Source organism: Rhodococcus sp. IEGM 1241 (assembly GCF_033142365.1).
GTDB classification, from domain to species: Bacteria; Actinomycetota; Actinomycetes; order Mycobacteriales; family Mycobacteriaceae; genus Rhodococcus_F; species Rhodococcus_F erythropolis.
In genome coordinates this window covers 197,345-220,166 of record NZ_JAWLSE010000006.1, presented here as the reverse complement: position 1 = coordinate 220,166, position 22,822 = coordinate 197,345, and the positions used below count along the sequence as shown (strand labels likewise).

The following is a 22,822-nucleotide window of genomic DNA, read 5'->3' as shown; positions in this document are numbered from 1 at the left end:
ACCTATGTCCGATAATGATCCGTGCCTTCAATTGCCTCATCGCTGTTCTGGATTGCGCTGATCGCGGCGGTCGCGCCGATAGTCGCGGGCTTGATCCCACGTCGGCTCGTTCCCGAAGTGGTGTTGCTGCTTGTCGCGGGCGCAGTGGTCGGGCCGTTCGCCCTCAACATCGCAGCTGACAGCGAAGCGATCGGAATCTTGCGCGAACTCGGCCTCGGCATGCTGTTCCTCCTCGCCGGTTACGAGATCGACCGACAGGAACTCAGTGGCCGGGGTGGCCGTCGTGCGCTCTACACGTGGCTGTTCTGCCTGGCGCTGGCGTTCACGGTGGTCGCGCTGCTGGGCATGAGGAACGTGATTTCCGCCGAAGCCGCTGTTGCCATCGCGATGACGTCGACCGCTCTGGGCACGCTGCTGCCGATCCTCAAGGACAACAAACTCCTCGACACACGCTTGGGCAAGACGGTCCTCAATCACGGGGCCGTCGGCGAACTCGGGCCGGTCGTCGCGATGGCGGTGCTGCTGAGTGCCCGTGGTGCCGTCCTGTCGCTGATCGTTCTTGCCGTCTTCGCCTTGATCGCCATCGTCGTGGCGGTGCTGCCCGGCAAGCTGATTCACGAAGGCTCGTGGACACATCGGCTGGTGCGGGCAGGAGCGGACACCACGGCGCAGACGACGGTCCGCCTCACCGTTCTGTTGTTGGTCAGCCTCGGAGTGCTGTCGGCCGTGTTCTCACTCGACGTCATTCTCGGCGCGTTTGCCGCCGGCTTCATCCTGCGGCGACTGATGCCAGAGGGCGACGAGCGCCTCGAGATCAAGCTCGACGGGATCGCCTTCGGGTTCCTCATCCCGATCTTCTTCATCACTTCAGGCATGGCAATCGACGTCTCGGCGGTCGCCGCCAGTCCCGGCATACTGATTGCGTTTCTGATCCTGATCGTTGTCGTCCGCGGCGTGCCGGTGTTCTTCGTGACCAAGTTCGAGAAGGTCGAGCCGCCCTTCACCACGCGCGAAAGTGCGCAAGTCGCGTTGTACGGGGCTACCGGTCTGCCCATGATCGTGGCGGTCACGGGCGCTGCCGTCGACGCGCATCAGATGTCGTCGGACAACGCGTCGATTCTTGTCGCGGCCGGGGCGATCACCGTTCTACTGCTGCCGATGCTCGCCACTCTCTTGACGAAAAAGGAGAAAGTGTCCTGATTCAGAGATCCAACTGCTCGTCGAGCCAGTCGAACATTCGCTGATCCGTCAGACGCCTCGCCATGGGCTGACAGTGGAAGTTCGCGCCTTCGGCAGCGGTGAAGGGAACCACCGTCGTCGGTCCGCCGGATAGGGCGGCAAGCCGCTTGGATTGACCGGGCCAGAACTGCTCGCCTTCCGGATCGGTGATGAGCAGGGGAGTGGAGATCGAGCCGGCGACGTGTTCGAGGTGGTACTTCCGAACCTCGGCGAGAGTGTTGTAGTAACCGTCGGCGAGGTACGGACGCGCTCGGAAACGCCAGATCCGGGCGCTGTCCTTCGAGAATTTCATCCCCAGCCCTATCGCCATGTCGCGGTCGAAGGCCTCCGACTTCCCCTCGTCGAGCAGCTTCTGCATGTTCTTGGGGATATGGGCGAGCCACGACGCGGCCACGTCCACGACCCCCGGATCGGCGATCGCTGCCGCGATCCGATGCTCGAACGCCAACGACTGCGGTACCCAGTAACCGCCCTGACTGATCCCGTAGATCGCCAGCTTCGACGCATCGACGTCCGGCCGGTCCACGAGATAGTCGACGACGGGCGTGATGACGGATTCCCAGTCGTGACGGAACGGGATGTTGCGCTCGAAGAGCATCGACTGCTGACCGGGACCGTCGAACATCAACACGTTGTAGCCCCGCTCGAGGGCCCCGGCGCCGCCGCTGCCCCACAGTCCGCTGATCGGGCCGTCGCTACCGTTCACCATGATCAACGTCGGCCGTCGCACGTCGCCGGGTGGCCGGAAGAAGTACCCGGGCAAGTAGGTGTCCTCGTAAGGGATCCGGACGCGTTCGACGGGCTGGGCGGTGGTGTCGACGAAGCGGTCCCACGCCTGTCGGTGACGTTTGAAAGTGGGGACCAGAACCGAATCGTCGCTGAGACCGTCGACGGCGTTGATCGCCACACCGAAGTACGACGCCGCCCGCAGGTACGCGTTGGACGCGCTTCGTGAATGCCCGGCCTCGGCCGCCTCATCGGCCTGCCCGAATACTCGTGTGCCGAGGTCGAACCAGGCCTCATACCAGCCCTCGAGGTCTTTCTCGCCGACATGAGCGATGGCCGAGAGCACTTCGCCGGTATCTGCCGCGCCGTAGGTGGCTTGCCCGAGAACGACTCGTAGCTCGAAGTCGAAGGACTCGTTGCGGTAGAAACCGGCAGTGAACGCCTGGTGTGGATGGGCGAAGAACGACGACGCGAGAGACATGGGCACACCTTCGCTAGTTCGGGGCAGCCATTTTCAGTTGTAGTTCCAGGATCGCCCGAATCGCTTGCCGGAAAACCTGTCAGCGTGGCGACGCCGGGAGCCCGGTGGATGGCGGCCTCGACATCGCAAATGCCAGGGTGCACAACCACAACGACATCCCCAGCACCTGTGCGCGTTGAGCGATACCCAGTCCGAGATTACCGCCGCCGGAGACTTCGATGCTGTTGGTCGTCAACATCCACACCGTCGCAAGGGAAGTCAGGATCAAAATGGTCAGGCCGGTCGTACGCAACGACCGGTGTTCGCGATACCTGAACGCTCCCACGGTGAATGCGATCATCGCGGTGAAGATCGCGAACACCGCCACGCTGCTCGTCAATGCGTGAACATGGTGGAGCTGCGGAAGTAGACCGTCGGGTGCGCTCGACGGGCAACCCTCGCCCGAGCATTCGAGAGGGAACGACGCGTCGGCGATTGTGGCGATGCCGAACACTGCAAGTGCAATCCAGCCCGTGACGTAGAGCCTGCGCCTGGGCGTGATCAGCAGACCCAGCGCTCCGGAGATCAACATCAAGATCGCGGACAGGACGTCGGCATTGCCGAAGACGTCACGGTATTTCTGGTTCTCGGCATCGAGTTCGCTGAGGAACGATGTCACCGGGTCGAGGCCGGTGTCGAGGAAAAATTCGAGAATCCACGACGAGTAGACGATTCCGCCCAGAGCCAGCGCAGCCACCAAACCCCACCGCGCAACGTTGCGTTCCTTCACGAAATCGAGCTTACGGACCGAGCAGGGCTTTCTGGACGCGTTCGGCTGCTACCAGCGGATCTTCGTGCTCCCAGATGCGGATGACGGTCCAACCCTGCTCTGCCAGACGTGCATCGGTGTCGCGGTCTCGAACCACGTTGGCGGCCAACTTGTCCGTCCACCACTGCGCGTTGTTCTTGGGAAACGTCGCATGCTGCGGGCAGCTGTGCCAGAAGCATCCGTCCACGAACACCGCGACTTTGCGGCGCGGAAACACCAGATCAGCGCGTCGGCGAACACCTTTGACAGGCGCCCGGTCCACGAAGTACCGGAGTCCGCGCCGATGAAGCTCGCGTCGAAGTGCAATTTCAGGTTTGGTGTCGCGCCGACGCTGAGCGCTCATCCGAGCGCTGGTGGCAGGATCCGTCGCAGGCACCGTGGTTCCCTCAGCCGTCGGAATCGTCGCTGTCTTCGGGATCGGACCAGGTGGGCGCAAACCTGTTGCGACGCTCCACTTCACCGTGCACGACGGTCACGAAGTCGGTGAACGAGAGCGTCTGAGCTTCGGTGGGCCGGCCGTTGCGCGGCGGCGGCTCGTCGACGTCGAAGAACCGAACCGCGCCATCGGGTTCGTAGAGTCCGATGTAGACCTTCTCGAAGAGGTCGTAGCGGGTGTCCTCGGCGCCGAGATCCACCCAGGCCTTTCCTGGAACGCCGACCACCGCGCGCTTGCCCCGGCCCGAGCGCTTCGAGAGCGTCGTGACGTGGTGTGCAAAAGAGGATTTGCCGGTGTCGCTGGTCTTGGTCGGGTCGCCGTCGTCGCACGTGGCGTACGGCTCGAACATGACGGCGACCAACACGCTGTACGGCTGACGCTGATGCAGAACCATTGCCTCGCCACGCAATTCGTGGTCGTTGCGGACGATGTTCTTGGTCCACCGTCCAAGTTTTCCGCTGCGGGGACTGTAGTCCTGGAAGTTGTACGTCTTGATGGAGACGCAGAGGATCAGGCCGAGAGTGGGGTCGAGTGCCTTGACGTCCAAGCGCTTTCGGCCCTTGGCGACATCAACGGTTGCCTCCTGGCCTTCGCCGGACGCTGTCGGGGTGATGTTGGGATACAGCGGACGCAGAGCGTCGGCCACCGTCTGTGCCAGTTGATTGGAGAGTCGCTGGGCGTAGTTCTTCTTCTCGCCGCGATCGGCGTCGGCCGGAGGCTTGTCGCCCGCGAGTTGCAGTGCGCTCCACAGTGGTTCGTGTTCCGGCTCGGAAAACAGCGGTTCGGGGAATAGCGTTTCAGGTTCGGGGAACAGTGATTCCGTCATGCCGCGGCCTCGGGGTATCCGCCCATCCGCTCGAGATGGCTTTCGACGTCCTCGATGAAACCGGGGATGAACCGAAGATTGCCCATGCGTGCGCGCTTGAGGAAGCCGGCTGTGGCCCGCGCCGACAGCAACCGCGTGTCCTCGAGGAAGCCACTCAGATCCTCGTAGTCGTACTGGACCGGCCAGGTCGAGGTGTGGACGCGGAAGGCTTGGCGGTTACGGCCCCATGCCGCACTCGGCCACGCGTCGCCCGGTTCGAGTGGCGTCTCGCCCGCGGCGTCGTATGCGATGGGATCGTTCAGCCGGCCACCGACCCACGACGCCATCCGCACGCTCACGGCATTGCCGACGAGCTTCCATCGGTGGCTGTGGCGTAGGCCGGGAACCTCGACGGACGGAAGCGTCCAGTCGGGATCGAAACCCTGCAGGCGTTCGGCGTCGACGAGGCCGGGAGTGACGATCTCACCGGACGGCAACCGGACCGCCGGCTGGCTGGGGATGCCGACGGACGAGCCGCCCTTGAGCGTCGGCACCGCATTGACGGCCCATCCGAGTCCGCGGGTGCCTTCGGTCCAGTAGAAGCCGCAGGGGTAGTCCGCGGGATCACCTCCCAGGCGCTCGCCGGCGTCCTGGCCGAACAGGATTTCGCGAGGATCGTCCGTGCGCGAGGCAAGCATGATGACGCGCTGGCGGCGCTGGGGGAGTCCGAAGGCGCGGGCGTCGACCACCCGGTATGCCCAGGTGTATCCGAGGTCTTCGAGAGCGTCGGTGATGTGCCGCATGGCAGCGCCCTTGCCGAGTTGCAGCATGAACGGAACGTTCTCGATCAACAGCCAGCGCGGGCCTTTCTTGCGCTTGACCAGACGGAACACCTCGTCCACCAGGCCTGAGCGTGCGCCGGTGATGCCCGCCGTTTTGCCGGCCTGAGAGAGGTCCTGGCAGGGGAAACCGGCGGCCACCAATTCGATGTCGCTGGGCAGCGCACGCAGTTTGGTGACGTCGCCGTGCAACGGCACGTCGGCGAAACGCGAACGGAGAACTGCCTGGGCGCCCGGATCGATTTCACACAGCAGTTCGGTGTTCCACCCATGTTCCGAGAGCCCCAACTCGAGCCCGCCGATACCGGCAAACAAACCCACCATGCTCCGCGACGACGTCACAGCACCCTTCCTCACGAACCGACCTAGAAGCACGGTACTCGAGAACTCCGACACCGTTTGCCAACTATTCGGTCTGCGGGGTGCTCCTGGCGGAAGAAGCGTTGTGAAACGGCTTACATCGAGATCTTCGGGGCCGATCGAAGTCCCTAAAAGGTCCCTGATCGAAGCAATAACCCGAACCAGCGGTGCTCCGCGCCCGTTCGTCCATTACCGTGGTCGGGTGAGCATCCAACCTTCCGGTGACGCGTCCTGGCCCGCGGTATTGACCTGGCAGGCCCACAACGCTCCTCGTATGGAGTCTGTTCGTGTGCAGCTGAACGGAAATCGCATCAAGGCTTCCGGCCGGATCATCGGTGGAGCCTGCAGTGAGCACCCTGCATTCAGCGCGTCATACGACCTGGTCACCGACGAGGCCGGCATCACCCGCAGGCTGTCGGTGCGGACCGCCCTGGCCGCCGGTGAGCGTCAGATGTCGATCAGCCGGGACGAAGAAGGCACCTGGATGGTCGAGAACGGCGCCAGTCACCAGCGCTCTGCGTTCGATGGCGCACTCGATGTCGACGTGATCCTCAGCCCGTTCTTCAACACGCTGCCCATCCGCCGCGTCGGCTTGCAGAACGACATCGAAGACGCCGAGGTCCCGGTCGTCTACGTCAACCTTCTCGACCTGCGCGTCGAGGGTGCGACCATCACCTACAGCAGCGGCACCGACGGAATCAGTGTGCTGTCCCCGGTGTCCAGCTCGACGCTGGCCGTCGATACCGAAGGCTTTGTCCTCGACTACCCGGGTCTGGCAACTCGAATCTAGGTTTCGTACCTCTAGGTTTCGGATCGCCGGATGACACCACCGCGTCGACCGGCGTCCCGCATCCGCTCGATCCAGTCGGGTTCTCCGACCCGAAGGTCTTCGATGTCCCAACGCTCGTGCGACTCGTAAGCGCCGCGCGCAGCGAACCCTGCGTCCACCAATCGTGCCGTGGAGCCGTTGTCGAGCAGATCGGTGCGTGCACCCTGCAAAAGGTCGAGCGCTTCGTCCAGCGCGACCAGCAGGGCGTCACGGTTGCCCTCGCACATCGCCCGCACCAGGCCAGGAGCGCTCCCGGCTACGCGGGTGCCGTCGCGAAATGACCCGGCGGCCAGCCCAAGGGCCAGTTCGCCGCCGGCAGCTCCGGTGATCGCGAGTGTTTCCGCCAGTAGGTGGGGCAGGTGCGAGATACGTGCAACAGCTCGATCGTGCTCGAGAGATTCGGCCGGCACGACCACCGAGCCGCAGTCGAGTGCAAGGTCGGCGACCTGCGACCACACGTCTGCGTCGACGCCGTTGTCGGTGGCAACGACCCACACCGCGTCGACGAACAGATCGGCATCCCCGACCGCCCAACCCGAAGCTGACGTCCCCGCCATCGGATGACCGCCCACGAACTTGGCGCTCAAGCCCGCTCGTTCGACCGCGGCCTTCACTTCGCCCTTGACGCTGACGACGTCCGTGATGGGATTGTTCGGCGCATGCGCGGCGATTGCCTCCAAGGTGGCGTCGACGGCAGGCATCGGCACGGCGATCACAATGATCGCACCGCTCTCGTTCGCTCTCTGCAGCACTGAAACCAGATCGGTGTCGGCATCGAAACCGTCGGCTCGGGCCGCGTCGGCGGACTCGCTGGAACGGTTGTAACCCCACGCCTGACGGCCGGATCGGACGGCGGCGCGAAGTAGCGAACCGCCGATCAATCCGAGGCCGAGAACGCAGACTGGTGGGGCGGAATCGATCGCAGACACGAGTTCAGGTTGGCACATCGATGCTCGGACTTCACTCACTGGCACCAGGCGGGCTACCGTTGCGCCATGGGTGCACAGCGCGCGGGTAACAAGAGCGCCTCTTCGAACCAGTCGGAGGAGCTTGAAGGCTTCGGTGTCGCGGTGGTCCGTGAAGAGGGGCGTTGGACGGTCAAGGCATTGACGCCCGACGCGTTGACCTCGCTCTCGGCCGCCGAAACGCAGCTGCGTGAGCTGCGAAGTTCGGGTGCCGTCTTCGGTCTTCTCGACGTCGACGACGAGTTCTTCATCGTGTTGCGTCCGGCGCCGTCCGGCACGCAGTTGCTGATTTCGGACGCGACCGCCGCCATCGACTACGACATCGCAGCTGACGTCCTCGACGCCTTGCACATCGAGATCCCCGACATCGATCCGGACGACCTCGACGACGTCGAACCCTGGGAAGAGGGCGATCTGTCCGTGCTGGCCGATCTGGGCCTGCCGGAACCCGTGCTCGCCGTCATCGCGGCCGAGACCGATCTTTATCCGGACGAGCAGTTGGGGATGATCGCGCAGCGACTCGGGTTCGCATCCGAGTTCGGCGTAGCGCTCGACAAGCTCCCGCGCTAGATGACTCTCGCTGACGATCAGCGCATGATCCGTGCGGCCATCGTGGCCGCACGTTCCGCCTCCGACGCAGACGTCCCGGTCGGGGCAGTGGTGTTCGACGCAGACGGCGTCGAAGTTGCTCGGGCCTCCAATGCAAGGGAAGCGTCGTCCGATCCGACCGCGCACGCCGAAATCCTCGCGTTGCGTGCTGCCGCAAAAATCTACGGCGACGGCTGGCGCCTGGAAGGTGCGACGCTGGCCGTCACCCTCGAGCCCTGCACGATGTGTGCGGGCGCTCTGGTCCTCGCCCGGGTTTCTCGGGTCGTTTTCGGGGCGTGGGAGCCGAAAACCGGAGCCGTCGGATCATTATGGGACGTAGTTCGAGATAAAAGATTGACCTATCGGCCGCAGGTGCGCGGCGGGGTCCTCGAGGACGAATGCGCTGGGCTTTTGGAAGATTTCTTCCGCGAGCAGCGGGCCTGAAATAGGTATTCCCCATCGAGAGTGATCGCACACTCGGGTAGCCGGAACCGGTAATCACGGGCATGGTGGAGATCAGATGCCGTCAGGGTATCGGCGAATCGCCGGAAGGTGATTCGTTCGCGTTCACAGAGGAGTACTCATGGGAATCGCAGACAAGGCTCAGAACAAGGCCGAAGACCTCGGGGGCAAGGCCAAGGAAGCTGCTGGCAGCGCTACCGGTGACCGGGACCTCGAAAACGAAGGTAAAGGCGACCAGGTGAAATCGGCCGTCAAGGATGCCGGCGAGAAGGTCAAGGACGCCGCATCCAGCATCAAGGACAAGCTCACGTAATACCGCTCCACCTGGCGATTTCGGCCACGGGCACTCCATCCGGTAAAGTCACCAACGGTGGCGTGTCCGAGCGGCCTAAGGAGCACGCCTCGAAAGCGTGTGACGGGTAACCCCCGTCCGAGGGTTCAAATCCCTCCGCCACCGCCAAAGCTCCCCACCTGTTCACGCAGGTGGGGAGCTTTTTTGTATGGTAAACCTGGCGTGCGAGCGCTGACGACCGTCAGGACGGACACGCTCCGACTGGACCATCGGACGACCGGCCAGTCCGCCATTCGGACGAGGACAGCGCTGGACTTCGGAGGAGATCGGAAGCCGCACTAAGTCTTATGGGGGAGGGGCCGTCCTCCGGTGGACATTCACAGGTTGACGAAGTTCAGGAGCGGCGAGCGATCCACTCTGCAGCGGCGGCATCGATGTCCTGCTTCAGCTTCTCGAAGAACGAGGGTGGCGGGGTAGGGATCAAATCTGCTGCGGTAGTGAGGGATCGACTGAGGGCGATCCGACGCTCGCGTAACTCGTCGTCGGTCAGGAGCGTCAGGTCCGCCATTGCGAGCCCCCCCGATCGGTGTGATTCGTGTTTCGGGCAGACCGTGCGCATCGGGATCGATGCATGATTCGATGCGCACGGCCCAGGCACTCCAGGCTGGGGGCCGGAATGCAAAACCACTTTACCAAATGATTACTAATGGCTGCGGGTGTGCCCGCTTTCGGTGTTCGTGGAGCGCTTTCACAGGGTTCTCCCAGGTCGTAAGTCCTGACAATCGTTGAAGCTGCAACTATCGTCGAACCCATGAAAAAGATCTGGTGGATCGGCGGAGCAGTAGTTGTGGTCGTACTCGCCCTGCTTGTGGGGCCGTGGGCGTACGGGAAATTCATCGCTGAAGACGATGCGCCGGCGGCCGTGGTATCCACTCAGGGCGCAGAAGCGGCGTCCGGATCGATCGACGGGCAGTGGACCGTCGTCGCCGGGCAGGGGGACAACCAGACGGCAGCGGGATACACCGTGCACGAGATTCTGAACGGATCGAGTGTGACCGTCGTCGGAACCACGGGCGAGGTGAGCGGAAACGCGGTTGTCGAGGGTGAAAAGCTCACTTCAGGCGAAGTGACGGTGCAGGTGGCAAGCATCAAGACCGACTCGGATCGGCGCGACGGCCAGTTCACGGGCAATGTGATGGATACCAGCACGTATCCGACGGCGACGTTCACGATCGACTCGCCGGTGGACTTGGCTGCTGTGCCGACGGACGGAACAACGGCGACGGTCACGGTGTCTGGCACCTTGACACTCAAAGGTCAGTCCAAGCCGGTGTCGGTCGACATGACCGTGCTGCATTCGGGTGATTCGCTGATCGCATCGGGCTCGATTCCGGTCACCTGGACCGATTTCGGAGTTGAACCCCCGTCCCTCGGTTTTGTCACCGTCGACGCCAGTGGATCGGTGGACTTCCTCGTCTCACTCGCCGCGAGCTGAATTACGTCTACCCGATTCGCACTGCTTCGGGGCGGGCAGGGAAGATTAAGGACATGACCTTCCTTTCTTGTTGTCCGTTCCGAAGGCAGTGTGCGATTTCTGCCCGGACGGAATGAACAGGTGATGCCCCGGTGGAAACCGTTCCGAACGGGTGAAGACCCCGATCCACGGTTCACTCTCGCCAATGAGCGGACGTATCTGGCCTGGATCCGCACGGCGACGGCCTTTGTCGCGTCGGGCGTCGGACTCGAAGCGTTCGGCGGCGACATTCTCAACCCGACGGTTCGTGCCGGCTTGGCCGCGTTGTTACTCGTCGGCGGCGCTCTGATCGCCATCACTTCTTTTGTTCACTGGATCAGCGCCGAGCGAGCACTGCGTGCTGAGCGCCCGTTGCCGGTACCGCTCATGGCGCCGGTGGTCGGCATCGTGCTGGTGATCTGCGCGACCGTCCTGGTGGTCGAGGTCGTGAACTGATTGACCGCGCTGGAACCGTCGGAAGGTGTCAAGCCTCCGGACAAGGGCTTGCAGTCCGAGCGCACATCGCTCTCGTTCGTACGGACGAGTCTGTCGATCCTCGGCTTGTCTGCCGCCTGTTTGAGATGGTTGCCGCCGTTCGGTTCGCTAGCACTGATCGGCCCGTCCCTCGCTGCCCTGCTTGTCGTCGCGGTGACGGTCTACGAACGTCGGTCGCGGCCCAGGCGGTTGGCCCAATTCTCAGCCGAAAAGGCAACGCCAGCTTTGGGTATGGGTGCAGCTCTCGCGGTCGCCCTGCTCCTGCTCAGTGCGACGGGGCTGTGGATTCTGCTGAAGTAACCTCGGCTTTGGGTGCCCAGCCGGGTGGGCCGAACACGTAGCCTGCGCGCTGGCGCCACGACTTCGACGCTTTCCAGTCGCGAGCGATGGCAGCGTATTCGCGTGTTTGGAGCTTCCAGATGTTGTACGTTCCGACCGGCGTCGTGAGTCCGTAGGTGGGCCGGTGGGTTTCGGCTGCGAATGTTCCGAACATCCGGTCCCAGATGATGAGGATTCCGGCGTAGTTGCGGTCGAGGTACTCGGCGTCGGACCCGTGGTGGACGCGATGGTGCGACGGCGTGTTGAAGATGAATTCGATGGGCCGCCAAAGTTTTCCGACACGTTCGGTGTGGACGAAGAACTGGTAGACGAGGCTGACGGAGAAGCCGACGAACACCATCCACGGCGGAATCCCGAGGAACGGCAACGGCAACCACATGATGATCTCACCGCTGTTGTTCCACTTCTGCCGCAGTGCGGTGCTGAAGTTGAAGTACTCACTCGAATGGTGAGCCTGGTGTGTGGCCCAGATGACCCGAACTCGGTGCGCGATGCGGTGATACGCGTAATAGAGGACGTCGATTCCGAGCAGCAGGATCACCCAGGTGTACCAGGCCGTCGGCGAGAGGTGCCACGGAGCGAGGTACACCCATATTGCGGAATAGCCGATCAGCGCCAGCACTTTCCAGAAGGTGCTCGTTGCGATCGACACGAGTCCGAGCAGAACGCTGGTTCTGGCGTCGACGCTTCGGTAGCCGCCTTCCTCGGGTCGTGCGCGTCCGTCGGCGTCGTCGGGATGATCCTCGAGAGCTCGGGCCGCGAACCATTCGATTGCCAGGAAGATGACAAACGCGGGGATTGCGAGCGTGACTGGATCATGGAGCGGTTCGAGAAGTGACTTCCATGATTCGAGAAGGGTTTCCCACACGCGATTTGTCCTGTTCTCTAGCTTCGATCGTTACATAATGCATCAAAATGTAACGTCATGGAACCCTTTGCGGCGAAGAACTCGCAGGTTTGTTGCGACTATTCATAGAACGATGGTAGGAATTGCCGGTGCATATCACCGCGAAGGTGGACTACGCCGTGCGGACTCTGGTCGAGCTCGCGGCAGTAGGTCCTGACCCGGCCAAGGCCGAGTTTCTCGCCAAATCCCAGGTCATACCCCACAAGTTCCTGGAAGCGGTGCTCTCGGACCTGCGGCGCGGCGGCTTGGTCAACAGCCGTCGAGGCCCGGACGGGGGATACTGGCTCGCTCGGTCCGCGGACGAGATCACGATTGCTGACGTCATACGAGCCGTCGAAGGACCGCTTGCTTCGATTCGGGGTCAGCGACCGGAAGACGTCGACTACGGGGGGCCGGCGACGCCCCTCAAGGAGGTGTGGATTGCAGTGCGCGTCAACCTCCGTGCTGTGCTCGAAAATGTCACACTCACCGATGTTGCAGGTGGGGAGTTGCCCGAATTCATTCACGAACTGACGGCAGATCCCGAGGCGTGGAATCGGCGCTGATACAGCCCGGTTTCAGTGTGCCCGTCGACGTGGAACAGTCATAGGAGCAGTGTTCGCAGTGTTGCCTCCCGCGGATTTTGCGTCGTACATCAGATGATCGGCCGCAACGATTGCTCGGGAGAACTCGTTGTAGTCGAACTCTTCCTGATGCGGGATGAAAGGTAGCGTCGCTGCTCCGACGCTGACCGTGGCCAAAGGGTCGTCGGAAGCGTTCACGACGGCTTTGGGCAGTGTCGCGATTCTTTTGCGAAGTCCGTACGGGGTGCCGATCATCACAACGGTGAACTCCTCGCCGCCGGTGCGCGCGGCGTAGCCGAAACCGTTCACATGCTCCTGCAGGCGCGTTCCGGTCCGGATGATGACGGCGTCACCGACTTCGTGACCGAAGGTGTCGTTCACAGCCTTGAACTTGTCGATGTCGACGACGGCAACAGCAATGTCGGCACGATTTGCCGACGCGACCAACCAGATGCGCTCCGACATGTCCCACAGCCCTCGCCGGTTCAGCAGTCCGGTGAGTGCATCCACCTTGGATCCCGTTGCGCGCGAGAGTAATTGCCGCCAGGTGAATTGAATGGTGGCCGGAATGAAGATCACGGCACACAGTACGACGTCGGTGCGTGCAATCACGCTGGTTGCCGAGTAGTCGCCGTTCGTCAGGCCGAGCACGGTCAGGGCGATGACAAACGTCGTGGCAAAGGCGAGGTGGAATGCCAGCCAGCGGCGGTCGAGAAAATAGGTGAAGTAGGCGCCGGTGGCGACAAAGAGTGCCGCGCCGAAAAGGGCGGCGTTATGGCTGGTGAAGGTGATGAGAATCGAGGCAGTTCCGAGATCCGCCCACAGACCGTAGAGCTTGAGCATGCGTGAACCTCTGATTCGGCCGACAAACCAGAGAATCGTGGGGATCAGGTTGACGGTCGCAATGCCGACGAGCCAACTGCGCGCAAACGGTCCGTCCGGGCCCTCTCCGCTGAGGAGAAACAGGAACGCCACGATCGAGAAATTGAGTGAGCAGAATCCGATGGTGAGACGGACGAGACGTAGTACGGAGCCTCGTCCGGACTTCGATCCCCACAGCATTACCGTGGACGAAACCGGCCAGGTATGCAGGAGCGGGTCCATCAGATTCCTTCGCCGAGCACATTGCGGTTAATTCACCGCAAAGTATGTCAGGCCATGTTGATTCACGCGTCAGCTTGGCAGTGGGCGTCACGCCGTGGAGCTGCTCACAACTCTCTCTGTCGTGCTGTTCAGGCATTTGCCGTGCGTGAGTGTGAGGTACGCCTCGAGTTTCCGCGCTGTGTGTTCGATCGCACAATATTGCAGAGCTCTGCAAAGTTGCAGAGCTCTGCAAGTTGGGTACCGTGTTGGAGTGATCATCGAACAAGGCCTTCGCGACCGCAAGAAGGCAGCAACCCGTGCCGCACTCAGTGGCGCGGCAGCACGGCTCGCTCGTGCGCTGGGGATCGAATGCGTCACCGCTGACGCGATCGCCTCCGAGGCCGGAGTGTCGACGAGGACGTTCCACAACTACTTCTCCAGCAAGGAGGAGGCAGTGCTCGCCAGTTTCGAGGAATCGGTGAACCTGTGGATCGAGGCGCTTGCGTCGCGGCCCGCGGACGAACCAATTCTCGACGTCCTCGAAGAACTTGTGGTCGAAATCGTGAACGACTCAGGTCCGAGTGGGAGTGAGAAGGCAAGTATCTGGCTGCTGTCGGATTCGAGTCCCGCGCTCTACCGGGATGCCGCAGACATGCATCAGCGGATCAACCGTGCAGTCGTTCAGGCATTGGCGGAACGCACCGGTACCGACGCCGAGAAGGACCTGTACCCGACGCTCCTCCTGGGAGCGGTGGGCGGAGCCGCTAAATCGGTGATCGACGTCTGGACTGGCGGAAAGTCGGAGGCTTCCAGTCCGGAGGAGTTGGTTCACGACGCTTTTCGGCAGATTCGTGCCGGATTGCCCGCCCCTGAGATGTCGCGTCCCTGAGATGTCCCGTCTCTGAGCCCCACACGTAATACCTGTCCACGTACACGCACCGAAACAGCAAGGAGCCCGTCGTGGCCACCTATCTCTATCGGATCGGCAAGTTCGCCTACCGGCGAAAAGGCGCGGTCCTCAGCGTTTGGCTGATAATCCTGGTCCTGATGGGCGTCGGGGCAGCCACTCTGTCCGGCCCCACCAAGGATTCGTTCTCCATTCCGGGAACCCCGGCACAGCAGGCGCAAGACCTGATGGCGGAGCGTTTTCCCGACGCGCCCAACCCGATGGATTCGCTGAGCGCGCGATACGTAGTGCAAGCTCCGGCGGGCACGACGCTGTCCGATCCGGCGAACGTCAAGGCCATGGACGACATGCTCGCGAGTATTCGTGGCATCGACAAGGTCGCCGACTCCGCCAAGGTGGACCCGGCGACTGCCACTGCGGAACAGGCCGCGAAGGCGTTGGTCAATCCGGTTACCGGCAACGACTCCATGGTTGCGATGTTCAAGGAAAAGGCTGCTGCGGCTGGAACTTCCGAGACGCAGGCCGTGGACGACGCGCGTGCGTTGTCGCCGCTCAGTGCTGACGGCACGGTCGGGTACGTCGAGGTTCCGTTCAGCGGTGACTTCGCCGATCTCGATCAGGCGTTGCGTGATTCGATCAACTCCGCAGCCGATGTCGGTCGGGCCGAGGGACTCAACGTCCAGGTCAGTGGTTCTGCTGCTCAGGAAGCGGAGATGCCCGGTGGTGTCACCGAGCTGATCGGTATCGCCGTTGCCGCTGTCGTTCTGGCCATCACGTTCGGTTCGCTTGTGGCCGCGGGGCTTCCGCTCCTCACCGCGATCATCGGTATCGCTATCGGCAGCCTTGGAATCACGGTTGCCACCGGATTCATGGATCTCAGTTCGATGACTCCGACGCTGGCGATCATGATCGGTCTGGCCGTGGCGATCGACTACTCGCTGTTCATCATGTCCAGGTTCAGGCATGAGCTCACCCTCACCGACAACCGTGCCGAAGCAGCAGGTCGCGCCGTCGGAACCGCCGGTTCCGCAGTGGTATTCGCCGGTTTGACAGTCATCATCGCGCTCGTTGCCTTGCGTGTCGTCGGTATCCCGTTCCTCTCGGACATGGGTGCGGCAGCGGCCTTCACGGTGCTGATCGCGGTCCTGATCGCATTGACCTTGCTGCCCGCAATCCTGGGTATGTTCGGGCGCAAGGCTTTTGCCGGCAAGATTCCCTTCCTCAGCAAGCGTGCGGAGGAGTCCGAAAACGATAATTCAGGCAAGCCGAAGCTGGCTCTGCGCTTCATCACCGCCGTCGTTCGTCGTCCACTCGTGCCGCTGATCGGTGGAGTAGTTCTTCTGGGCGCATTGGCTCTGCCCGCAACGGGATTGAGCCTGGCATTGCCGTCGGAGGCCACCGGTGACCCGGCGACCAGTGCGCGTCAGGCGTACGACCTGATCGACGAGGGCTTCGGTGACGGCCGCAACGGACCGCTGATCGCCGTTGTCGACGCCAAGGATGCCAGCGTCCCCGCCGGGGAGGCCTTTGCGGAGGTCGTCTCGACCATCTCGAGCTTCGGTGACGTCCAGAACGCACAGGTCGTCGGAGTCAACGAGGCCGGCAACACCGCGCAGGTACTGATCACTCCGAAGAGCGGACCGACCGATCCGGCCACGATGGATCTGGTGGGCAGCCTCCGCGGAGCAGAAGCGGGACTCAATGATTCGATCGGCGTCAGCTACGGCATCACCGGTCAGACCGCACTCGAAGGCGACGTCTCGGACACGCTGAAGGATGCATTGGTGCCCTACCTTGCCGTAGTGGTCGGCCTTGCATTCATCTTGTTGCTCTTGGTGTTCCGCTCGATCCTGGTTCCGCTGACCGCGACGCTCGGCTTCCTGCTCAGCGTGCTCGCGACATTCGGTGCGACGGTGGCGATCTTCCAGCACGGTTGGTTGGGCATCATCTCGAACCCGCAACCGCTCGTGAGTTTCATGCCGATCTTCCTGATCGGCGTGGTGTTCGGGTTGGCGATGGACTACCAGGTGTTCCTCGTGACGCGTATGCGTGAGGAGTACGTCCACGGTGCGAGCGCGAAGGAGGCCGTGACAATCGGCTTCAACCACGGTGCCCGCGTGGTCAGTGCGGCCGCGGTCATCATGATCTCCGTGTTCGGTGCCTTCATCGCAGAACCGAACTCGTTCATCAAGTCGATCGGATTCGCGCTCGCCGCGGCGGTGTTCTTCGACGCCTTCATCGTGCGCATGGTCATCATCCCGTCCGTCATGGCACTGCTCGGCGACAAGGCGTGGTGGTTGCCGAAGTGGCTGGACAAAATTCTGCCGAACGTCGATATCGAGGGTGAGAAGCTCAGCAAGGCCCTCCGTGACGAGAAGGAAGCGGAACTGCAGTCCGCATCTGCTTGATCTCTGCTGTGCGCCTTTATTAACCCCCCGCGGTTAATAAAGGCGCACAGCTGTTTTTGTGTATCGAAATATCCAGCGGCACATGTCGGCCAGGATTGGTAACCTTCGCTCACTATGCTGATCAGGCTGCTGCGCACTTATCTGACGCCGTACCGGGGTGAACTCACGGGCGTTGTCGTCCTGCAGTTTATTTCGACTATGGCGGCCCTTTACCTTCCGAGTCTCAACGCCGACATCATCGACAACGGCGTGACCAAAGGCGACACCGGCTACATCCTCTCCACCGGCGGGATGATGCTGATGGTCACGCTGACGCAGATCCTGTGCTCGGTGGGTGCCGTCTTCTTCGGAGCGCGAGTCGCCATGGGTGTCGGGCGCGACCTCCGAGCGTCGGTGCTGCATCAGGTCGGGACGTTCTCGGCCAGGGAAGTCGGGCACTTCGGTGCGCCTTCGCTGATCACCCGCAATACCAACGACGTCCAGCAAGTACAGATGATGGTCGTGATGAGTTGCACCATCCTCGTCATGGCGCCGATCATGTGTATCGGCGGCATCATCATGGCTCTGCGCCAGGACCTGAATCTTTCCTGGATCCTCGGGATCAGCGTCCCGCTCCTCGTAGTCTCGATGGGTTTCCTGATCGCCCGGATGGTCCCCGGATTCCGGGTCATGCAGGGCCGCCTCGACGCCGTCAACCGTGTTCTTCGCGAACAGATCACGGGCATCCGCGTCGTCCGAGCGTTTGTACGGGAACCGTACGAGGTAGAGCGTTTCGGCGACGCCAACCGCGAACTGACGGAGACTGCACTCGGCGTCGGCCGCCTCATGGCACTGATGTTCCCGCTCGTGATGCTGATCAGCAATGTCACCAGCGTCGCGGTCATCTGGTTCGGTGGCCATCAGATCAACGAGGGGTCGATGCAGATCGGCTCGCTCACCGCGATGCTCAGCTACATCATGCAGATCCTGATGGCCGTCATGATGGCCACCTTCATGGCGGTGATGCTGCCGCGTGCGTCGGTGTGCGCCGAACGTATCTCCGAGGTACTCGACACCGATTCCTCGGTGATTCCGCCCGAGAATCCGGTCCTGGAGTTGAAGGACCCGGGCGTCGTCGAACTTCGTGGAGCTCAGTTCCAGTTCCCCGGAGCCGAGGAGCCAGTGTTGCGCGACATCACCTTCCGCGCCGAACCAGGCAAGACGACGGCGATCATCGGCGGCACCGGTTCGGGAAAGACCACTCTGCTCAACCTGATTCCGCGTTTGATCGACTCCACCTCCGGGTCGGTATCGGTGGGCGGCGTCGACGTCCGCGACATCGACACGGAGCTGCTCTGCTCGGTGATCGGTCTGGTCCCGCAGAAGCCGTATCTGTTCTCCGGCACTGTCGCCACCAATCTCCGCTACGGAAACCCCGAAGCTACCGACGAATGGCTGTGGGAGTGCCTCGAGATCGCCCAAGCTGCCGACTTCGTCCGCGCCATGCCAGAAGGCCTGGACACACCGGTGGCACAAGGCGGTACGACGGTATCGGGCGGTCAGCGTCAGAGACTCGCCATCGCCAGAGCGTTGGTGCGTAAGCCGCAGATCTATCTGTTCGACGATTCCTTCTCGGCACTCGACCTCACTACCGACGCAAGGCTGCGTGCGGCGCTCCGGCCGGTCACGCAAGACGCCTGCATCGTCGTTGTCGCGCAGCGTATCTCCACCATCGTCGAGGCCGATCAGATCATCGTGCTCGACGACGGCGCCATCGTGGGGATCGGCACGCACGACGAACTCGTGGTCAGTTGTCCCACCTACGGCGAAATCGTCGCCTCTCAGCTAGCCGTACAGGACGCATCATGAGTAATCGACCGACTTCCTCGCCTCCCATCGGCCCGCCCGGCGGCGGCGATCCCACCAAGAAGGCCATGAACTTCGGCCCTTCTCTCAAGCGTCTCCTCGGTCGCTTGAGCCCGGACAAGCCGATCGTCATCCTGATCTTCGCTTTGGTGACGGCAAGCGTCGTACTTTCCTCGATCGCGCCGAAGATCCTGGGAAACGCCACCAATCTGATCTTCGACGGCATCGTCAGCAAGCAACTCCAGCCGGGGACGACAAAGGAACAGGCTGTCGAAGGATTGCGCGCTTCGGGGCAGGGTCAACTCGCCGACATGGTGTCCGGCATGGCCGTAGTGCCCGGAACCGGAATCGATTTCGACGCCGTCGGCAAGGTCTTGATGATCGTGCTGCTGCTGTTCGTCTGCGCGTCGCTGTTCAGTTGGCTGCAGGCGTATCTCCTCAACATCGTGGTGCAACGGACCGTTCGCCGGCTGCGTGAGGACGTCGAACAGAAGATTCATCGACTTCCCTTGCGGTACTTCGATACCCATGCCCGCGGTGACGTACTCTCGCGCGTGACCAATGACATCGACAATGTCGCGCAGAGCTTGCAGCAGACGCTCAGCCAGTTGGTCATGTCGGTGATGACCGTCCTGGGCATTCTGGTGATGATGCTGTGGATCTCACCGCTGCTCGCCTTGATCGCGGTGGCAACTGTTCCGCTGTCGATCATGGTGACGGCGTTTATCGCGAAGCGTTCACAGAAGCACTTCGTGGCGCAGTGGAAGAGCACCGGCGGAATCAACGCGCAGGTCGAGGAAGCATTCAGCGGCCACGAGTTGGTCAAGGTGTTCGGTCGCCAGCAGGAGGTCGAGGAGCGCTTCCGCAAGCAGAACGAGGATCTGTACGAGTCGAGTTTCAAGGCGCAGTTCATCTCCGGTCTGGTCATGCCGGCCGTGATGTTCCTCGGCAACCTCAACTACGTCGCCATCGCAGTGGTGGGTGGCATGCGCGTCGCATCCGGAACGATGACCCTCGGCGACGTGCAAGCGTTCATCCAGTACTCGCGGCAGTTCACCCAGCCGCTCACGCAGATCGCGTCGATGACCAATCTGCTGCAGTCCGGCGTCGCTTCGGCCGAGCGGGTCTTCGCGCTGCTCGACCAAGAGGAGCAGTCGGAGGACCCGAAGAGTGCGAAGTCGCCCACGGTCGACAAGGGTCGCGTCAAGTTCGAGAACGTCACCTTCAGTTACAAGCCGGAACAGCCGCTGATCGAGGACCTGTCCCTGACTGCCGAGCCGGGCCAGATGGTTGCGATCGTCGGACCCACCGGCGCCGGCAAGACCACCCTCGTCAACCTCATCCTGCGGTTCTACGAACTCAATTCGGGCCGAATCACTTTGGACGGCATCGACATCGCCGACATGACGCGAGACGATCTGCGCTCACGGATCGGCATGGTTCTGCAGGACGCGTGGCTGTTCGGTGGAACCATCCGCGAGAACATCGCCTACGGCAAGCCTGGTGCCACCGACGAGGAGATTCGTCGTGCGGCCGAGATGAGCTACGTCGACAAGTTCGTGCACTCTCTGCCTGAGGGTTACGACACGGTCATCGACGAGGAAGGCAGCAACGTCAGTGCAGGCGAGAAGCAGCTCATCACCATCGCCCGCGCCTTCATCTCGCAGCCGTCCATCCTGATCCTCGACGAGGCGACCAGTTCGGTGGACACACGCACCGAACTGCTGGTCCAGAGCGCCACCGCGGTTCTGCGCAACGACCGCACCAGCTTTGTCATCGCGCACCGTCTTTCGACAATTCGTGATGCGAACCTGATCGTGGTGATGGAGGAAGGCCGGATCGTGGAGCAGGGGAGCCATGAGGCTCTGCTCGAATCCCGCGGCGCGTACTTCCGTCTGTACAACAGCCAATTCGTGGGCGCGGAGATCTGATGCCTCAGTAGACTGGAGCAGACTTGGTCCGCTGGGTGGACCACATTCTGTGTACTGGAGGCGCTCGGCGATGCATTCGTTGCTGGGGAAAGCGCGCCTGATACTCGATTCCTTCGATGCGGATTCGGGTGCGCTGTCGCTGACCGAACTTGCGAATCGGAGTGGTGTTGCGAAGGCGACGGTGCATCGAATAGCCGGTGAACTGGTGTCTCTTGGTCTACTGGAACGGGTCGGAACCAAGTACAGGTTGGGGTTACGGCTCTTCGAACTGGGGCAGTTGGTTCCTCGTCAACGTATTCTGCGCGAGGTGTCCTTGACGTATGTGCAGGATCTTCACGCGGCGACCCGGGAGACGGTTCACCTCGCGATTCGCGACGGCCTCGATGTTCTGTACATCGACAAGATCTCCGGTCATCACGGGGTGGACCTGCCGTCGCGGGTGGCTGGCCGGCTGCCGATGTATGCCACGGCAACCGGCAAAGCGATACTCGCGTACTCACCGGATTCCGTTTTTCGAGCGGTGACAGGCAACGGATTTGTCGAGTTCACCGATCGGACGGTGAACTCGGAAGACGGGTTACGTAGGCAACTCGACGCTGTTCGTTCGCAGCAGTTGGCGGTCGAGACCGAAGAGGTTCGCCTGGGAACATCGAGTATCGCTGCCCCGATCTTCGGTGGACTTGGTGAAGCAGTTGCCGCGATCGGTGTGTCGAGTCCGCGGTATCGAATGGATACCGAGCGTTTTGCCGAACCGTTGCGCGCGGCGGCCGAAGGGATCAGCCGGAAGGTATCGGTTCTCGAACGCTCGGCATAACCGTTTTATCGACGCACGCAGAGCAGCGCGATCACGCCGAGAACCGAAGCCCCGGTCATGGAGATGGCCACGGCAAGACTGGTGTTGCCGAGAAGGCCGACGATGGGCGCAACCACAGCGGCAGCGCCGAACTGCGCAAATCCGATCAGCGCGGCTGCTGAGCCTGCGGCTTCTCCGTGACGGGACAGTGCAACCGCCGGTGCGTTGGGCATGACAAAACCCGTTGCGCAGAGCATCAGCAGGATGGGGACGGCAAACCCGACGAATCCCCACGAGTCGGTGGCGGCAACAACAACAAATGCAGCGCCGACGGCACTACTGCCCCACATTGCCCAGATCGTGATGGAATTCGGCGACCACCGGCCGAGAAGCACGACGTTGAGCTGGGACGAACCGATCAAAACGACGGCGCCGCCGGCAAAGGCAAATCCGTATGCGGTGGCGCTCAGTCCGAACTGTTCCTGCATCACGTAGGACGACGCGGCGATGTACGACCACAAAACGCCGCGGCCGAGACCGCACACGAGCACCAACACCATGAAGTGGGCATCCTTGCCGAGCGCAATGTAGTTTCGCGCGATGGCGCCGATGCCCTTGCCCGACCGATTCTCGGGTGGAAGTGTTTCCGGCAGCGATACTGCCGCGAGTGCGATCATCGCGATGCCCAGGATGAAGAGAGCGAGAAAGACTCCGCGCCACTGTGTTACGGACATCAGTGCCCCGCCGATGGAGGGGGCCAGGATGGGCGCTACGCCCATGACCAACATCAGCCGCGAAAGTACAACTGCCGCATCGTGTCCGGTGAATAGATCACGAACGATTGCCATCGCGATCACGCCCGTCGCGGCGGCGCCGAAACCTTGAAGGGTTCGCAGCGCAGTGAGGACTTCGATGGACGGAGCAAAGAAGCAGGCCAACGACGCGCCGACGTGAATTACTGTGCCCACGAGCAGGGGACGTCGACGTCCGTAGATGTCGGACAGTGGGCCGATGAGCAACTGGCCGAAAGCCAGACCCACCAGTGTGCCCGTCAGGGTCAGCTGAACCATCGTGTCCGACGTGCCGAATTCCTGCGTGATCTGTGGCAGCGCAGGAAGATACATGTCGACGGTGAACGGCCCGAGGGCGGTGAGAATTCCGAGAAGCAGTACCAATCGGATCCGTGCACCGCCCGTCGGGGCGATCAC

The 22,822-nt window shown here is 62.3% G+C and carries 24 protein-coding genes and 1 tRNA gene; 15 read left to right on the top strand and 10 right to left on the bottom strand.

Annotated elements, in window-relative coordinates; translation table 11 throughout:
* Positions 1 to 21 precede the first annotated feature (21 nt).
* Positions 22 to 1,200, top strand: coding sequence for a cation:proton antiporter (locus R4P70_RS25180; protein WP_172932471.1), 1,179 nt, complete (start codon positions 22 to 24; stop codon positions 1,198 to 1,200).
* A 1-nt stretch (position 1,201) separates the two neighbouring features.
* On the opposite strand, the gene R4P70_RS25175 is transcribed toward R4P70_RS25180, so the two are convergent.
* From R4P70_RS25175 to R4P70_RS25155, 5 genes are all read right to left on the bottom strand, one after another.
* Positions 1,202 to 2,446, bottom strand: a complete 1,245-nt coding sequence (locus R4P70_RS25175; protein WP_182262119.1) for an alpha/beta hydrolase family protein — start codon at positions 2,444 to 2,446, stop codon at positions 1,202 to 1,204.
* 79 nt (positions 2,447 to 2,525) lie between these two features.
* A complete protein-coding gene (locus R4P70_RS25170) occupies positions 2,526 to 3,215 on the bottom strand; it encodes a DUF998 domain-containing protein (RefSeq protein ID WP_029254264.1) in 690 nt (229 codons plus the stop codon).
* A gap of 10 nt (positions 3,216 to 3,225) precedes the next feature.
* The gene (locus R4P70_RS25165; protein ID WP_019746481.1) at positions 3,226 to 3,630 is read right to left on the bottom strand and encodes a very short patch repair endonuclease; all 405 of its coding nucleotides are present in this window, start codon (positions 3,628 to 3,630) and stop codon (positions 3,226 to 3,228) included.
* A 10-nt stretch (positions 3,631 to 3,640) separates the two neighbouring features.
* Positions 3,641 to 4,516 (bottom strand): hypothetical protein, encoded by an 876-nt coding sequence (locus tag R4P70_RS25160; protein ID WP_019746482.1) that lies wholly within the window; start codon positions 4,514 to 4,516, stop codon positions 3,641 to 3,643.
* Positions 4,513 to 5,658 carry a DNA cytosine methyltransferase gene (locus R4P70_RS25155; RefSeq protein ID WP_153211133.1) on the bottom strand — a complete coding sequence of 382 codons (1,146 nt, stop codon included), beginning with the start codon at positions 5,656 to 5,658 and terminating at the stop codon, positions 4,513 to 4,515. The genes R4P70_RS25160 and R4P70_RS25155 overlap by 4 nt, the downstream gene beginning before the upstream one ends.
* A 238-nt stretch (positions 5,659 to 5,896) precedes the next feature.
* Between R4P70_RS25155 and R4P70_RS25150 the strand changes: the two genes are divergently transcribed.
* Positions 5,897 to 6,484, top strand: coding sequence for a putative glycolipid-binding domain-containing protein (locus tag R4P70_RS25150; RefSeq protein ID WP_019746484.1), 588 nt, complete (start codon positions 5,897 to 5,899; stop codon positions 6,482 to 6,484).
* 11 nt (positions 6,485 to 6,495) lie between these two features.
* Here R4P70_RS25150 and R4P70_RS25145 read toward each other — a convergent pair whose 3' ends face one another.
* Positions 6,496 to 7,470, bottom strand: coding sequence for a prephenate dehydrogenase (locus R4P70_RS25145; protein ID WP_256064856.1), 975 nt, complete (start codon positions 7,468 to 7,470; stop codon positions 6,496 to 6,498).
* 48 nt (positions 7,471 to 7,518) lie between these two features.
* Here R4P70_RS25145 and R4P70_RS25140 point away from each other — a divergent pair, with 48 nt between their 5' ends.
* From R4P70_RS25140 to R4P70_RS25125, 4 genes are all read left to right on the top strand, one after another.
* On the top strand, positions 7,519 to 8,058 hold the full coding sequence (locus R4P70_RS25140) for a tRNA adenosine deaminase-associated protein (protein ID WP_047888780.1): 540 nt from the start codon (positions 7,519 to 7,521) through the stop codon (positions 8,056 to 8,058).
* Entirely contained in the window at positions 8,059 to 8,520 is a 462-nt protein-coding gene (locus tag R4P70_RS25135; RefSeq protein ID WP_047271540.1) for a nucleoside deaminase, read from the top strand.
* Positions 8,521 to 8,659: 139 nt separating this feature from the next.
* Positions 8,660 to 8,851 (top strand): CsbD family protein, encoded by a 192-nt coding sequence (locus R4P70_RS25130; protein WP_003943869.1) that lies wholly within the window; start codon positions 8,660 to 8,662, stop codon positions 8,849 to 8,851.
* Positions 8,852 to 8,907: 56 nt separating this feature from the next.
* A tRNA-Ser gene (locus tag R4P70_RS25125) sits at positions 8,908 to 8,998 on the top strand.
* A 226-nt stretch (positions 8,999 to 9,224) separates the two neighbouring features.
* On the opposite strand, the gene R4P70_RS25120 is transcribed toward R4P70_RS25125, so the two are convergent.
* On the bottom strand, positions 9,225 to 9,398 hold the full coding sequence (locus R4P70_RS25120; RefSeq protein ID WP_003943953.1) for a hypothetical protein: 174 nt from the start codon (positions 9,396 to 9,398) through the stop codon (positions 9,225 to 9,227).
* Positions 9,399 to 9,641: 243 nt separating this feature from the next.
* Here R4P70_RS25120 and R4P70_RS25115 point away from each other — a divergent pair, with 243 nt between their 5' ends.
* The 3 genes from R4P70_RS25115 (at position 9,642) to R4P70_RS25105 (ending at position 11,138) form a co-directional block, all read left to right on the top strand.
* Complete coding sequence (locus tag R4P70_RS25115) at positions 9,642 to 10,325, top strand: YceI family protein (RefSeq protein WP_019746487.1); 684 nt, start codon at positions 9,642 to 9,644, stop codon at positions 10,323 to 10,325.
* A 123-nt stretch (positions 10,326 to 10,448) separates the two neighbouring features.
* Positions 10,449 to 10,799: a YidH family protein gene (locus tag R4P70_RS25110; RefSeq protein WP_029254268.1), complete on the top strand. Its 351-nt coding sequence runs from the start codon at positions 10,449 to 10,451 to the stop codon at positions 10,797 to 10,799.
* A complete protein-coding gene (locus R4P70_RS25105) occupies positions 10,800 to 11,138 on the top strand; it encodes a DUF202 domain-containing protein (protein WP_317832348.1) in 339 nt (112 codons plus the stop codon).
* On the opposite strand, the gene R4P70_RS25100 is transcribed toward R4P70_RS25105, so the two are convergent.
* Entirely contained in the window at positions 11,104 to 12,045 is a 942-nt protein-coding gene (locus R4P70_RS25100) for a sterol desaturase family protein (RefSeq protein WP_317832346.1), read from the bottom strand. The two genes, R4P70_RS25105 and R4P70_RS25100, sit on opposite strands and share 35 nt — an antisense overlap.
* A 128-nt stretch (positions 12,046 to 12,173) precedes the next feature.
* Between R4P70_RS25100 and R4P70_RS25095 the strand changes: the two genes are divergently transcribed.
* Positions 12,174 to 12,629 carry an RrF2 family transcriptional regulator gene (locus tag R4P70_RS25095; RefSeq protein ID WP_003943908.1) on the top strand — a complete coding sequence of 152 codons (456 nt, stop codon included), beginning with the start codon at positions 12,174 to 12,176 and terminating at the stop codon, positions 12,627 to 12,629.
* Between the two features lie 12 nt (positions 12,630 to 12,641).
* Here R4P70_RS25095 and R4P70_RS25090 read toward each other — a convergent pair whose 3' ends face one another.
* A complete protein-coding gene (locus tag R4P70_RS25090; RefSeq protein WP_317832344.1) occupies positions 12,642 to 13,751 on the bottom strand; it encodes a diguanylate cyclase in 1,110 nt (369 codons plus the stop codon).
* A 250-nt stretch (positions 13,752 to 14,001) separates the two neighbouring features.
* Between R4P70_RS25090 and R4P70_RS25085 the strand changes: the two genes are divergently transcribed.
* From R4P70_RS25085 to R4P70_RS25065, 5 genes are all read left to right on the top strand, one after another.
* A complete protein-coding gene (locus R4P70_RS25085; protein WP_113683485.1) occupies positions 14,002 to 14,619 on the top strand; it encodes a TetR/AcrR family transcriptional regulator in 618 nt (205 codons plus the stop codon).
* 71 nt (positions 14,620 to 14,690) lie between these two features.
* Entirely contained in the window at positions 14,691 to 17,045 is a 2,355-nt protein-coding gene (locus R4P70_RS25080; protein WP_317832343.1) for an MMPL family transporter, read from the top strand.
* A 114-nt stretch (positions 17,046 to 17,159) separates the two neighbouring features.
* Positions 17,160 to 18,893 carry an ABC transporter ATP-binding protein gene (locus R4P70_RS25075; protein ID WP_021332868.1) on the top strand — a complete coding sequence of 578 codons (1,734 nt, stop codon included), beginning with the start codon at positions 17,160 to 17,162 and terminating at the stop codon, positions 18,891 to 18,893.
* Positions 18,890 to 20,821, top strand: coding sequence for an ABC transporter ATP-binding protein (locus R4P70_RS25070; RefSeq protein WP_113683486.1), 1,932 nt, complete (start codon positions 18,890 to 18,892; stop codon positions 20,819 to 20,821). The genes R4P70_RS25075 and R4P70_RS25070 overlap by 4 nt, the downstream gene beginning before the upstream one ends.
* 70 nt (positions 20,822 to 20,891) lie before the next feature.
* Positions 20,892 to 21,635, top strand: coding sequence for an IclR family transcriptional regulator (locus R4P70_RS25065; protein ID WP_007731643.1), 744 nt, complete (start codon positions 20,892 to 20,894; stop codon positions 21,633 to 21,635).
* Between the two features lie 5 nt (positions 21,636 to 21,640).
* Here the strand turns inward: R4P70_RS25065 and R4P70_RS25060 are convergent, their stop codons facing one another.
* Positions 21,641 to 22,822: a multidrug effflux MFS transporter gene (locus tag R4P70_RS25060; RefSeq protein WP_021342529.1), complete on the bottom strand. Its 1,182-nt coding sequence runs from the start codon at positions 22,820 to 22,822 to the stop codon at positions 21,641 to 21,643.